The organism is Halosimplex salinum, from assembly GCF_003730195.1.
Lineage (GTDB): Archaea > Halobacteriota > Halobacteria > Halobacteriales > Haloarculaceae > Halosimplex > Halosimplex salinum.
In genome coordinates, this window is the sequence record NZ_QWGG01000002.1 from 213,730 (window position 1) to 226,765 (window position 13,036).

A 13,036-nucleotide genomic window follows, 5' to 3' on the forward strand; every position below is an offset into this window, starting at 1 on the left:
GGGCGACAGCGGCCGCGGAGCACGCCGGTTTCACTTCCACCGCGCTACCTGAAGGCTTAACCGCGGGGGCGGCCAACCCCAGACAAATGGCGACGACCGACGAGGGAGACGGCATCGAGGGGCCGCTCCTGGTCGACGGATTCCTCGAGGACCGGGGCTACCAGCGCCAGCTGGCCGAGGCGGCCCTGCGCACGCACACGCTGGTCTGTCTCCCGACCGGACTCGGGAAGACGGCGGTCAGCCTGCTGGTCACCGCCGAGCGACTGGCCGGCGACGTGGTCAACAAGTCCCTCCTGCTCGCTCCGACCAAACCCCTCGTCCAGCAACACGCCGACTTCTACCGCGAGGCCCTGGAGGTCCCCGACGACGAGATCGTCGTCTACACCGGCGACACCCGCCCCGACGCCCGCGCCGACCTCTGGTCGGGCGCCCGGGTCGTCGTCGCGACCCCGGAAGTCGTCGAGAACGATCTGGTGGGATCGCGGATCGATCTGTCCGACGTGGTCCACTGCACGTTCGACGAGTGCCACCGCGCGACCGGCGACTACGCGTACAACTACATCGCGGAGCGCTACCACGAACAGGCCCGCGATGCGCTCGCGACCGGGATGAGCGCCTCCCCCGGCGACGACGAGGAGGCCATCCTCGAAGTGTGTCACAACCTCGGGCTCCGGCAGGTCGAGGTGATGACCGAGGACGACGCCGACGTTGACGCCTACACCCACGAGACGAGCGTCGACTGGGAGCGCATCGAACTCCCGGAGACGGTCGTCGAGATCCGCGACGCGCTCAACGACGTCATCCAGGAGCGCCTCTCGAAGCTGAAGAAACTCGGCGTGACCAACACCAGCCAGCCGGACGTGTCCGAACGCGAGATCCAGAAGATCCAGGGGAAGCTCCGGGAGCTGATGAACAACGACCAGTCAGAGGGGTACGAGGGGATGAGCCTGCTGGCGGAGGTGCGGAAGATCCGGACCGCAGTCACCTACGCGGAGACCCAGAGCGTGGAGAGCCTCCGCCGGTACTTCGAGCGCCAGAAGCAGGCCGCCCGGTCGTCCGGGGCGTCGAAGGCCGACCAGCGGATGATCTCCGAGCCCAAGGTTCGAGAGGCGATCCGGCGAGCCGAGGACTACGACGACCTGCACCCGAAGTTCCGCCGGACGCGGATGCTGATAGCCCAGACGCTCGGCATCGAAGGCGGAGAGCGCGTCATCGTCTTCACGGAGTCCCGGGACACCGCCGAGACGCTGACGGACTTCCTGAACGAGCACTTCACGGCCCGGAAGTTCGTCGGCCAGTCCGACACGGAGGGCAGCGACGGGATGACCCAGACCCAGCAACAGGACACGCTCGACGAGTTCCGCGCCGGCGAGTTCGAGGTGCTCGTGTCGACCTCCGTGGCCGAGGAGGGCCTCGACGTTCCCGAAGTCGACCTCGTACTCTTCTACGAACCAGTCCCGACCGCCATCCGGGCGATCCAGCGCAAGGGCCGAACCGGGCGCCAGACCGAGGGCGCCGTGTCGGTCCTCCTCGCCGAGGACACCCGCGACGAGGCGTACTTCTGGAAGGCCCGCAACGACCAGAAGCGCATGCGCGAGGAACTGCGCTCGCTGAAGTCGATCACCGGCGAGATCGAGAGCGAACTCACCAGCCAGACGCAGGTCGCCGAGTTCGACGAGGGCGGGAGCGAATCGGTGAACGCGGGCGAGTCCGCTGCACACGAAACGGGGGGCGAAACCGCATCTACCGGCGGTGACTCCGTATCCGAAACCGACGACTCCGCAACCGAAGCGGCGGAGTCCGCAACCGACGGTGAGGAATCGTCAGCGTCCGACGGCGAAGTCGCAACCGCCTCGAAAGCGACCGACGACGGCGACGGACAGGCGGGGCTCGACGCGTTCGCGGGGGACGACGATTCGGCGACGGAATCCGCGGACCGGGACGACCCGGAGGGCGAGATCGCGACCGCCAGCGCCGACGACGAGGAGTCCGTGGAGGTCGTGGTCGACCAGCGCGAACTCGACGCGGCCATCGCGAAGGACCTCTCGCGGAAGGACGAAGTGGAGACTCGCCTGGAGACGCTGGCGGTCGGCGACTACGTGCTCTCCGACCGGGTGGTCGTCGAGCGAAAGACCGTCTCGGACTTCCTCGACACGCTCACCGGCGGTGACGAGCGCTCGATGTTCGAGCAGGTCAAAGACGCGACGCGCTACTACGCCCGTCCGATCGTGGTGATCGAGGGCGAGGACCTCTACGGCGAACGGAACGTCCATCCGAACGCGATCAGGGGCGCGCTGGCCTCGCTCGCGGTCGACTTCGGCGCGAGCGTCCTCCGAACGACCGACGAGGACGAGACCACCGAGCTACTCTCGGTGATCGCCGCCCGCGAGCAGGAGGACGAGGACCGAACGGTGAGCGTCCACGGCGAGAAGAGCTCGAAGACACTCGCCGAACAGCAGGAGTACGTCGTCGCCAGCGTCGCCGAAGTCGGCCCCGTCACCGCCGAGTCACTCCTGGCCGAGTTCGGGAGCGTCGAAGCGGTCCTGACCGCCGACGCCGACGAGTTGCAGACGGCCGACGGCGTCGGCGAGGTGACCGCCGAACGGATACGCGAAGTGGTAGGAAGCGACTACGACGGGTGATCGTCCGGCCGAACCGCCGGAAATCGGGGAGTCCGCCCCGGCCAGACACCCCTTCGTTTCGAGTCGAGATTCTGACCGATCACAACAACGATTACCCCCGGGTTCAATGTTGATACTGCCAGGGGGCAATAAATGAGCGACGGCATGCAATGGATAGTCAGGTTCGAGTTGCCGAACGGGGGGCCAGGGCCGGCCACGGTCGCGAGCGACGATCTCGCGGCCGAGTTCGACGCCGTGGTCGTACTCCTGTTGCGAGACCACTACTGTCAGGTATCACGGGAACGGGCCTCGGCGTACAGCGACGCGTTCGGCCAGTTCGCCGCGGAAGACGTCGCCGTCGTCGGCGCGCTCTCGGACACGGAGGAGCGCGCGGGCTACTGGCGCAAGCGCTACGATCTCGACTACCCAGTCCTCGCGGACTCCTCGGAGGGGCCGTCGGCCGCCGAGGCCGACGCCGGGGCCGCGACCGCGATGACCGACGGGACGCCGCGGTTCGACGCCTTCTCGGACATCGAGCTGGGCGTCGACACGCTGCCGGGGATCGGCGTCCTCGACACGCGTTCGAAGTATCCGCGACTCGTCCACTCCGAGGGCGGCGAGACCCTCCAGGAGTGTCCGACTCCCGAGGAGGCGCTCGACGCCGCGCTCGAAGCGATCGCGTAGAAGCGCGAGAAACGGGGGACTCGACGGAGCTTTTCGATTCAGTACGAACCCGACAGCGCCGACAGCGTCTCGGCCGCCTCGCGAGCGGCCGCGAGGTGGTCGCGTGCGCGGCGCGGATCGTCGCAGTTCTCGGCGCGCTCGGCGTGCGTACGGAGCGTGCGGACCAGCGACGCGCGCGCCGCGCCGAACTCCTCGTCGGTACTCCCCTGCGTCGACGGGGCCGTCGGCTGCCCGTCACGTCCCGTCGACGGAGCGGGCGCGGGCTGTGACTGCGGCTGGTCCCGCTGTGAACCAGTTCCCGCGGTCTCCGCGGATTCGTCGGCGCCGGCCGGCGAGTCGTCGGCCGTCTGTCGGTCGGCGTTCGCGTTCGCGTTGCCCGCGGTGTCGCTCCCGGTCTGTACCGCGGGGCCGTCGGGCTGTTTGATCTCGATGTGGTCGGGCGACGCCGCGTCGGCGTTCTCGTCTCCGTTGGCCGCGTTCGCCGCCTGGCCGTCGGCATCTCCGCCGGTCCGGGCCGCCTCTTCGTCGGCTCCTTCGCCGGCTTCGGCTTCCATCGCGTCCTCGTTCGTCACGACCTGCTGGCAGGTGGGACAGAACTCGTCGCCGTCGTAGCGGAAGATGGGGTCGCCGCAGTTGTTACAGTGGGCGTTCGTCATCGTCGCGCCCTTCAGGAGGAGGTCGCTCATCCGCTCGCTCGCCTCCCGTTTCTGCTGGTCCTGCTCGTACTTCTCGCGAAGCCGCTCGCGCTCGGCTTCCTTGTCGAAGTCGCTCATACCCGTACGATACCAGCGCCCGCCAAAAAGGCCGTCGCCACGTGCGGCCGCGAGATGTACAACATATATCGACGCCTGTCGAACACAGAATGGACGTTTGACGGGGAAACGAGCGGGTTCCGATAGTTTTACCCCCTCAACGTGGGAACAAATCACGTGGTATGACGAAAGTTAGCATCGTCGGTGCGGCAGGCACCGTCGGGGCGGCAGCGGGGTACAATCTGGCCCTTCGGGACATCGTCGACGACCTGGTGTTCGTGGACATCCCGGACCAGGAGGACGTCACGATCGGCCAGGCCGCGGACGCCAACCACGGCGTGGCCTACGACTCGAACACGACCGTCCGGCAGGGCACCTACGAGGACACGGCCGGGTCGGACGTCGTCGTCATCACGGCCGGCATCCCGCGCCAGCCCGGTCAGACGCGCATCGACCTCGCGGGCGACAACGCGCCGATCATGGACGACATCGGCTCCTCGATCGCCGAGCACAACGACGACTTCGTCACCGTCACGACCTCAAACCCGGTGGACCTGTTGAACCGCCACCTCTACGAGACGGGCGAGCGCGCACGCGAGAAAGTGGTCGGCTTCGGCGGCCGACTCGACTCCGCGCGCTTCCGGTACGTCCTCTCCGAGCGCTTCGACACGCAGGTCGGCAACGTCGAGGCCACCATCCTCGGCGAACACGGCGACGCCCAGGTCCCCGTGTTCTCGAAGGTCCGCGTCGACGGCCGCGACCCCGAGTTCTCCGCCGACGAGCGCGACGAGATCCTCGAAGACCTCCAGGAATCGGCGATGAACGTCATCGAACGCAAGGGCGCGACGCAGTGGGGCCCGGCCACCGGCGTCGCCCACATGGTCGAGGCGATCCTCCGCGACACCGGCGAGGTCCTCCCCGGCTCCGTCGTCCTCGACGGCGAGTTCGGCTACGAGGACACCGCCTTCGGCGTCCCCGTCAAACTCGGTTCCGACGGCGTCGAAGAGGTCGTCGAGTGGGAACTGAGCGACTACGAACGGGACCTGATGGACGACGCCGCCGAGAAGCTCTCCGACCAGTACGACCAGCTGACGAGCGACGACTGACGACGAGCGCCGGTTCGACGGCGCAGCGTCGCGCCGAGATATCGATTCTCAACCGCTCTGGCGTGGATCGTGAGCGACCCGGTGGTCGTCGCGTCGGCAACCGCCCTCCAGGGCGTCCTCCGAGACGCGTTCGTTCAGTAGCGATGCCCACTCGTCGACGTGTGAACGCTCTCCGCGCACGGAAACACCTCCGTCGGACGGGGGATCGCCGTGAGAGAGTATAACGATTGTGCCTGCACGGGGCAAGTTTCGAACCGTCCGAGGGGCGTCCAGGCACCCCCGCGCGGAACGGGTGCCGTGCAGGCAGTTCCCCTCAGAACGGGTAGCGCCGCCGAGTCCGCTGGACGGACACCCACTTCTCCTCGGTGAACTCGCGGATGGCGGCTTCGCCGTTGTAGCGGCCGATACCCGAGGCCTTCCGGCCGCCGAACGGGACGTGTGGCTCTTCGTTTATCGGTTGGTCGTTGACGTGAACCATCCCCGCGTCGATGCGGTCCGCGACCGTCTCCGCCCGCCCGAGGTCGCCGCCGAACACCGCCGCCGCGAGGCCGTACTCCGTGTCGTTCGCGAGTTCGACCGCCTCCTCGTCGTTCGCGAACGGGATCACCGGCGCTACCGGCCCGAAGTGCTCGTTGCAGGCGGCCGGCATATCGTTCGCCGCGTCGGATAGCACCGTCGGCGCGACGACGAGCGAGTCGGTGACTCCCCCCAAGTCGACCGTCTCGCCCCCCGTTTCGAGTGCGGCACCGGCTTCGACGGTGTCCTCGACGAATCCGAGCACGCTGTCGCGCTGTCGCTCGTCGATCAGCGGCCCGACGACGGTCTCGTCGTCGTGCGCGCTCCCGACCGGCAAGTCCTCGAAGCGGCGGACGAGTCGGTCGACGTAGTCGTCGGCGAGCGACTCGTGGACGAGGTGGCGGTTGATCGAGATACACGCCTGCCCGCTGTGATACACCGTGCCGTAGACACCCGCGTCGACCGCGGCGTCGAGATCCGCGTCGTCGAGCACGACGAACGGCGCGTTCCCCCCGAGTTCGAGTGCGGGGAGCGCGAGCGACTCGACCGCCCGCTTCCCGACGCGTTTCCCCACCTCGGTCGACCCGGTGAACGCGACAACGTCGGCCGCGCTGTGCCCAGTTATCGGGTCTCCGACAGTTTCGTCGCGACCCGTCACGACGTTCAGAAGGCCCGGGTCGAGCCCCGCTTCCTCGAAGAGTCGGGCGATGGCGAGTCCACCCGAAACCGGCGTCGCGGGCGCGGGTTTCAGGACGACGGCGTTGCCCAGCGCGAGCGCCGGGAGGACCGCCCGGGCGGCGAGACTGAGCGGGAAGTTCCACGGCGTGACGACCGTGACGACCCCCGCCGGGACGCGCTTGACCTGGTTGTCCTTCCCCGGAATGAGCGAGTCCTTGTACTCCCCCGACAGCCTGGTCGGGAGGCTCGCTGCCTCCCGTGCGACGCCGGTCGCCGTCATCACCTCGAACTTGGCCTTCGTCGCGGCGCTCCCCGACTCCGCGACGAGCAGCGACTGTATCTCACCGAACTGCGACTCGAGAGCGGCGACGAACGAACGAATCACCGACGCTCGCCGATGGGGCGGCGTCTCTTCCCACTCCGATTGCGCCGCCTCCGCGGCCGCGTACGCCGCGTCGACGTCCTCGGGCGTCCCCGCTGGAACAGTCGCTATCGACTCTCGCGTCGACGGGTCCATGACTTCGATGCCGTCCCGGTCCCCCCGTTCGAGCCACTCGCCGTCGACGTACTGGAACCCCCAGTCTGTCCCGGCAGAGAGCGGTCCCTCCGATGGGTGTGGCGCCTGCTGTGCCATACGGTATCGTGGCAGCGGAAGCGACAAAAAGATCGTGTTAAATCCGGCGGTCGGTGCGAATGTTGACGGCACCGAAGTGGACCGCCACGTCGGGACGTGGTCGGGTCGAACGGTGGCGCAGGAGGATAGTCAGGCGTCCGCTTGCCGCCAGGTGTCCGGCACCTGGATGCTGTAGCGACCGTCTTCCTGGAGGGCGATGATGTACTCCTCGCGGTCGTACAGCTCCATCAGGTTGAGTTCGTACTGTCCGGGTTCGACGACGCGGATGCTCTCGAACTGGTCGTTGAGCTCCTTCCGGAGTTCCGAGAGTTCCGGGCGGTCGGTCCGCTCGGCGTCCGGTTCGTCCGCAACGGACCGCTCGGCGTCCGGTTCGTCCGCGACCGACTGCTCGGACTCGGCGTCGCTGCCGGCGCCGTCGACTGCTGGTTCGTCCGTCGCGGCGTTGGCCGTCGTCGTCTCGGCCGTCTCGGCGACGTCCGCCGGAGTGTCCGCGAGGCGTCCGGGGTCGTCGGCCATCGACCGGTCGTCGTCCGCCGGCTGGTCGGTCGATTCGCCGCCGTCCGTCTCGGCCGGATCGAATCCGTCGGTCCCCGGCATCTCGTCGGGTTCGACGAGCTGCGTGCGGGCGTCGGCCTGGGCCGTGTCCTCGGCCGCCGTGGGGTCGGACTCGGCGACGATGATGTCGTCGTCACCGCCGTCGGCCGGTGACTCCCGGCCGTCCGCGCTGGCTGGTCCCGCGGTCTGCTGGGGTGGTTTGGCCCGCGTCGCGTCCTCGCTGGCTGAGCCGCCGACCAGGTCTCGAACCGTCGCGGCCGCGTTGCCGACCGTTCGGGTCACCGTGTCGCCCGGTCGGTCGGTGGGTTCCGGCGGCGACTCGGCGACGGGGTCGGTTCCGCCCGAATCGTCGGTCGGACCCGCGTCGACGGCGCCGCTCTCGCCGGACCCGCCGTCGAAGCCGTCGGGCCGGAACTGGAACTTCGTGCCGCCACACTCCGGACAGCCCGACAACATCTCCTTCGAGCCGTCGTCGAACGTCCGGTCGCAGTTCGTACACTGGTGGGGCATGCCTGGCTATTTCCGCGAGACGAGCGCGCTGATGAGCGTCTCGTCCTTGTGGAGCGTCTCGATCTGGTTGGCCGGACCGATGACGGTCAGTTTCTTGGTCTCCTCTTTGCCCATCAGGCGCCCGAGCAGACTCGAGTCGTCGGCCTGGGACTTCGGGTAGGTCTCGATCTCGATGCCGTTGAACTCGTCGGGGCTGATCTCGGTCATCGTGACCTCGATGAGCCGCGACTCCTCGTCCGGGGTGAGCCCCGCTTCGAGGATGACGATGTTGTTGTCCCGGACGCCGTCGAGGATCATCCGGATCTTCTCCATCGTCGTCTTGCCGTCCATCCGCTCGGCACTGATCAGGTCGATCTGGACACCGTCTTCGTCTTCGGGATGTTTTGCTTCCGCCATGATATCACCCGAAGTACTCCGCTATCTGGTCGTATACTTCGTCCATGTTGTCTCCTTCCAGCGCCGACAGCTCCGTCGTCTCGTGTTGCGGGAACGCGTTGCGGATCCGCTGGACGCTGGACTCCTCTAGGTCTATCTTGTTCGCGAGGATCAGCACGGGCAGGTCCTGGCTCTCGATGATCCCGATGAGCATCGTGTTGACCTGCGTGAACGGATCCTCCGTGGAGTCGAGGACGTAGATCACGCCGTCGACGTCCTCGCGGAGCCAGTGCATCGCCTCGGCCACGCCCTCCGTGGCCTCGCGGGAGCGACGCACCGCGTCGTCTTTCTCCATGTCGTGTTCGAGAAACTCCGTGTAGTCGACCTTCGTCGTCACGCCGGGCGTGTCGACGATGTCGATGGTTACCTTCTTGCCGTCGCGTTCGATCTCGACGTTCTCCTTCCGGCGCGCGCGTCGAGTCTCGTGGGGAATGTGACTCTCCGGACCGACCGCGTCGCCGGTCCAGTCACGCGCGATGCGGTTCGCGAGCGTCGTCTTCCCCGCGTTCGGCGGGCCGTAGATGCCGATACGTTTCGGGTCTTCCTCCGAGAACAGCGTCGATGCTGCCCGTGAGATGCTGTCTTTGAGTTCTGTGAACAGTCCCATCCTATCCTCCTGCGCCACAGGGGCGCATCTGAGCGAATAAGCCGCGCCGACTCACTTAAGCCTACGTCAGACGTACATAAAATTTATGATAATAACTGCCAGGATCGGACGGTTCGAAGCCGTTCGCGGCGAATATGTAGAGTGGGACGATATTGTATCAAAATTCCATGATATGTCCCGACCGTTACCCCACCGGTTCGAGTGGAGTACGTCACCAGGAAGGGCGAGTCAGCAGTCGAGGTGTGAAGACTGGTCCGACCAGATCCGATATCGGTTGCGGTCGACTGGAACGTCGCGACGGAGCGACCTCGTCGGACGGCCGACTCAACCTCGTCCGACGACGGGCTCGACATCGTCCGAAGGCCGGCTCGACCTGTAGACGAGCAGGACTGTCCCCCAACCCCCACCCCTTTGTTTCGAGTGGAACTGCGGCACCCCCCGGGACGGGTTCGAGAGCGAATCAGATGTGACCTCGAAGCGACGACGGAACGAGATGCCTCTCAGTGATTGATTGCTAGTCTAGAATGGGTCGAAGTAATTCGCCGATAACTAGGAAGCATAGACGCTCTACAACTAGACATAAAACCCAGTGGAAATTACTTTTCTCTCTGGTGCGGCTTTGGTTACCGTGACTAGGTGGTAAAGCTTTCTCTCTAGCAGGGCTTCTCGATCTCCGCTACACCCCCCACCCTCTCTTTGTCTATTCCACCCGAAACGAAGGGGTGGGGGGGTTCCCGCCCTACTGGTTAGCAGTTCAACAGTATCCCCGGCGAGGTCGAGGTCGGTTCACTCTCGTCTCACCCCCGCCTTCGTCGGAGTCCATCGCGATATCCCCGTCCTCACCGCTCGTATCCGGTGTTCGATCCCGATCTCTCGCGCGTGGAGTCGATACGTCTGCGACCGTCACCGAAATATTTAATATCGTATCAACCCCGGGTTCTTGTGGTTCAACTGGACTCGTCGCGTCTGCAGAAACCGGCGGACGGCGACGAATTGTTCGGTGTGAGACGCGTTCCACGGGGAACTGTCCGCACTTCCACGCGAAACAGAGGGGTTCGGAATCGTACTATCATGGACGGGGACGACACAGACCAGGACACGACGCTCGATTCACATCGGTTCGTGGATGGAGCGGACGGAAACGGCGAACCGGCACCGGCGTCGACCGGCGAGGAGACGTCGCGAACAGCGCTCGACGGCGACGGACCGTCGGACGGCTCCGGCGACTCGACCGACACCGACGAGGCGTCGGACTCGCCACCGGCCGTTCGAGGCGGTTCGGGGACCTCCCCATCGGTCGACATCGGCTCGGGCACCGACGACGGGAGCAGGGATCCCGACTCGACAGCCCTCGACGACGTAATGCTCGACGACGTGGGGTCGGACGAACCCGAAGAGGCGTCGCAAGGACTGTTCGACGACCTCCTGGCGGGCGACCCGATCTTCGAGAACAAGGAGGTGCTGCGACCCTCGTACACGCCGCGAAAGCTCCCCCACCGCGAGGAGCAGATCAACAACATGGCGACCATCCTCGTGACTGCACTCCGCGGGGACTCTCCCTCTAACATCCTCATCTACGGGAAGACCGGGACGGGCAAGACCGCCAGCGCGAAGTTCGTCAGCACGGAACTGGAATCGACCTCCCAGAAGTACGAGGTCCCCTGCGAGGTCGAGTACATCAACTGCGAGGTGACCGACACCCAGTACCGCGTCCTCGCACAGCTCGCCAACAAGTTCATCGAGAAGAACGAGGCGGTCATCGACGAGGAGGTGGCGGAGCTCACCGACCTCCGCGAGCGCGCGAGCGAAGACGGCTCCGTGCTCGCCGAGACGGAGTACGACTCGGTCGAAGCCCTCGAGGAGCGCATCGAGTCGCTCCGCGAGGACCGCGAGTCGTTCGAACACGTCCCCATGACGGGGTGGCCGACCGACCGCGTCTACAGCACGTTCTTCGACGCCGTCGACTACCACGAGCGCGTCGTCGTCATCATGCTCGACGAGATCGACAAGCTCGTCGAGAAGAGCGGCGACGACACCCTCTACAACCTCTCCCGGATGAACTCCGAACTCGAGCGCTCCCGCGTCTCGATCATGGGCATCTCGAACGACCTGAAGTTCACCGACTTCCTCGACCCGCGCGTCAAGTCGAGCCTCGGCGAGGAGGAGATCGTCTTCCCGCCGTACGACGCGAATCAACTCCGCGACATCCTCGAACACCGCGCCGAGGTCGCCTTCGAGGGCGACGCGCTCACCGACGACGTCATCCCGCTGTGCGCGGCCTTCGCCGCGCAGGAACACGGCGACGCGCGGCGCGCGCTCGACCTCCTCAGGACGGCGGGAGAACTCGCCGAGCGCGACCAGACCGACGACGTCGACGAGGACCACGTCCGCAAGGCCCAGGAGAAGATCGAACTCGACCGCGTGGTCGAGGTGGTCCGCACCCTCCCCACGCAGTCGAAACTCGTCCTCTTCGCGATCATCATGCTCGAGAAGAACGGCGTCCACAACATCAACACCGGCGAGGTGTACAACGTCTACCAGCGCCTCTGCGAGGAGATCGACGTCGACACGCTCACCCAGCGCCGCGTCACCGACCTCATCTCCGAACTCGACATGCTCGGCATCGTCAACGCCGTCGTCGTCAGCAAGGGCCGCTACGGCCGCACGAAGGAGATCTCCCTGTCGGTCCCCATCGACGAGACCGAAGCCGTCCTCCTCTCGGACTCGCGGCTCTCGGACATCGAGGACACGCAGCCGTTCGTCCAGACGCGCTTCGACAACGACAACGACTGAGATTTCGATCCCGGCAGCCCAGTTTTGCGGAGAATCCTCGCGACGTTCGACTCGAAACAGCGGTGTGTCGCGTAGTTCGGCCCCTGCCAGACTACGGGGCGAGTGCGGTCCGGTTCCCGGTGCCCGCTGCGACCGCGTCCGTCGCGGGCGCTCCCTGAACGCCGATGGCACAGCCCTGGTTCCGCAGGCGGATACAGCCGAGCTTCGGGACGCGGACTTCCGCGGTCCCGACGACCCAAGACGGTTTGACGGGGCTGCTCAGTCCCCGGGACTGGTCATAGACGCCGTTCGCGTCGCCTTTCGTGACGAACCCGGCGTGGGGGGCCGGACAGTTCTTCAGGGCGTCACAGTCGCCGGCGTTCCCGACGTACTGTCGGTTGGCCTCGTCGTACCAGTTCTCGCCCTCGTCGACCCAGAACATCGCTCGATGGATGATAGGCGTCGTGTCTTCTCTACCGTCCGGTTTGTAGACGATCACGTCGCCGGTCTTCGCGAACTTCCGGTAGTCGGTCGTCTCACCGGTGCTGGCGGTGACAACGCCCGTCCCCGCGATCGCGCCGTCGCCGGGGAACCGCTGTTCCTCCATGACGAAGACCAGGTCGCCCGTCTGCATGTTCGGCGTCATGCTGGGGCTCTCGACGGCGACCATCGGCGGCCAGACGCCGCTGACCGCGAACAGCAGGACGCCGACGAGTACCACCGCGAGTGCGCTGCTCACCACGTCGAAGACGAACGTTTTGAGCGCCGACTCGTCATCGGAGCTGTCCTCGGCGTGCCGTTCGGTCGGCGCGCGAACGGTCGGCTCGCCGCCGTTCACCGCGACGCCGTCACCGCCGCCCGTGGCACCGTCGCCTTCGGGGCCCGTACTCTCGGCCTCGTGGCCTCCACCGGGGGGAGACTCCTCGGAGCGCGTCGGGTCGGTACCGTCGGCAGTGTCGCGACGACCGGGGTCGTCCGGTTCCGGGGTATCGCGATCGGGAGGGTCGGCCCGTCCAGAGTCGTCGGAGGGCGGCGCGTCGTCGCGGGGCGGACTCATTGCCCGTCCGTTGGTGCAGTGGGCGTTTGAATGTTCTGTCCCGACGCGGTCGGCCTCCCTCGCGTCGGTCCCACCGGTCACCGGTTCGCTACGCTTTTGCTGGCCGCCG

General features: G+C 66.5%; 10 protein-coding genes. 4 read left to right on the forward strand and 6 right to left on the reverse strand.

The features are described from left to right. The first annotated feature begins 86 nt into the window (after nucleotides 1-86). Both D1409_RS06415 and D1409_RS06420 read left to right on the forward strand, forming a co-directional pair. Nucleotides 87-2,642 carry a DEAD/DEAH box helicase gene (locus D1409_RS06415; protein ID WP_123535258.1) on the forward strand — a complete coding sequence of 852 codons (2,556 nt, stop codon included), beginning with the start codon at nucleotides 87-89 and terminating at the stop codon, nucleotides 2,640-2,642. Nucleotides 2,643-2,786: 144 nt separating this feature from the next. Further along, nucleotides 2,787-3,305, forward strand: coding sequence for a redoxin domain-containing protein (locus D1409_RS06420; protein WP_164471585.1), 519 nt, complete (start codon nucleotides 2,787-2,789; stop codon nucleotides 3,303-3,305). Nucleotides 3,306-3,343: 38 nt separating this feature from the next. Here D1409_RS06420 and D1409_RS06425 read toward each other — a convergent pair whose 3' ends face one another. Then, entirely contained in the window at nucleotides 3,344-4,078 is a 735-nt protein-coding gene (locus D1409_RS06425) for an Sjogren's syndrome/scleroderma autoantigen 1 family protein (protein WP_123535261.1), read from the reverse strand. 161 nt (nucleotides 4,079-4,239) lie between these two features. Here D1409_RS06425 and mdh point away from each other — a divergent pair, with 161 nt between their 5' ends. Next, nucleotides 4,240-5,163: a malate dehydrogenase gene (mdh, locus tag D1409_RS06430; RefSeq protein WP_123535263.1), complete on the forward strand. Its 924-nt coding sequence runs from the start codon at nucleotides 4,240-4,242 to the stop codon at nucleotides 5,161-5,163. Nucleotides 5,164-5,476: 313 nt separating this feature from the next. Here mdh and D1409_RS06435 read toward each other — a convergent pair whose 3' ends face one another. The 4 genes from D1409_RS06435 to D1409_RS06450 form a co-directional block, all read right to left on the reverse strand. Continuing rightward, on the reverse strand, nucleotides 5,477-6,991 hold the full coding sequence (locus D1409_RS06435) for an aldehyde dehydrogenase family protein (protein ID WP_123535265.1): 1,515 nt from the start codon (nucleotides 6,989-6,991) through the stop codon (nucleotides 5,477-5,479). 129 nt (nucleotides 6,992-7,120) lie between these two features. Beyond that, the gene (locus tag D1409_RS06440) at nucleotides 7,121-8,056 is read right to left on the reverse strand and encodes an OapC/ArvC family zinc-ribbon domain-containing protein (RefSeq protein ID WP_123535267.1); all 936 of its coding nucleotides are present in this window, start codon (nucleotides 8,054-8,056) and stop codon (nucleotides 7,121-7,123) included. 6 nt (nucleotides 8,057-8,062) lie between these two features. Next, a complete protein-coding gene (locus D1409_RS06445) occupies nucleotides 8,063-8,452 on the reverse strand; it encodes a DUF2073 domain-containing protein (RefSeq protein WP_123535269.1) in 390 nt (129 codons plus the stop codon). 4 nt (nucleotides 8,453-8,456) lie between these two features. Beyond that, on the reverse strand, nucleotides 8,457-9,098 hold the full coding sequence (locus tag D1409_RS06450) for an Era-like GTP-binding protein (protein ID WP_123535271.1): 642 nt from the start codon (nucleotides 9,096-9,098) through the stop codon (nucleotides 8,457-8,459). 1,071 nt (nucleotides 9,099-10,169) lie between these two features. Here D1409_RS06450 and D1409_RS06455 point away from each other — a divergent pair. Then, nucleotides 10,170-11,891 (forward strand): Cdc6/Cdc18 family protein, encoded by a 1,722-nt coding sequence (locus tag D1409_RS06455; protein WP_123535273.1) that lies wholly within the window; start codon nucleotides 10,170-10,172, stop codon nucleotides 11,889-11,891. 91 nt (nucleotides 11,892-11,982) lie between these two features. Here the strand turns inward: D1409_RS06455 and D1409_RS06460 are convergent, their stop codons facing one another. Further along, nucleotides 11,983-12,927, reverse strand: a complete 945-nt coding sequence (locus tag D1409_RS06460) for a S26 family signal peptidase (RefSeq protein ID WP_123535275.1) — start codon at nucleotides 12,925-12,927, stop codon at nucleotides 11,983-11,985. Between the last annotated feature and the right edge of the window lie 109 nt (nucleotides 12,928-13,036).

Excerpts from the sequence above, each read along its gene's own strand:
- D1409_RS06415 (WP_123535258.1), top strand. The coding sequence starts at position 87 with ATGGCGACGACCGACGAGGGAGACGGCATCGAGGGGCCGCTCCTGGTC.
- D1409_RS06420 (WP_164471585.1), top strand. The coding sequence starts at position 2,787 with ATGCAATGGATAGTCAGGTTCGAGTTGCCGAACGGGGGGCCAGGGCCG.
- D1409_RS06425 (WP_123535261.1), bottom strand. The coding sequence starts at position 4,078 with ATGAGCGACTTCGACAAGGAAGCCGAGCGCGAGCGGCTTCGCGAGAAG.
- mdh (WP_123535263.1), top strand. The coding sequence starts at position 4,240 with ATGACGAAAGTTAGCATCGTCGGTGCGGCAGGCACCGTCGGGGCGGCA.
- D1409_RS06435 (WP_123535265.1), bottom strand. The coding sequence starts at position 6,991 with ATGGCACAGCAGGCGCCACACCCATCGGAGGGACCGCTCTCTGCCGGG.
- D1409_RS06440 (WP_123535267.1), bottom strand. The coding sequence starts at position 8,056 with ATGCCCCACCAGTGTACGAACTGCGACCGGACGTTCGACGACGGCTCG.
- D1409_RS06445 (WP_123535269.1), bottom strand. The coding sequence starts at position 8,452 with ATGGCGGAAGCAAAACATCCCGAAGACGAAGACGGTGTCCAGATCGAC.
- D1409_RS06450 (WP_123535271.1), bottom strand. The coding sequence starts at position 9,098 with ATGGGACTGTTCACAGAACTCAAAGACAGCATCTCACGGGCAGCATCG.
- D1409_RS06455 (WP_123535273.1), top strand. The coding sequence starts at position 10,170 with ATGGACGGGGACGACACAGACCAGGACACGACGCTCGATTCACATCGG.
- D1409_RS06460 (WP_123535275.1), bottom strand. The coding sequence starts at position 12,927 with ATGAGTCCGCCCCGCGACGACGCGCCGCCCTCCGACGACTCTGGACGG.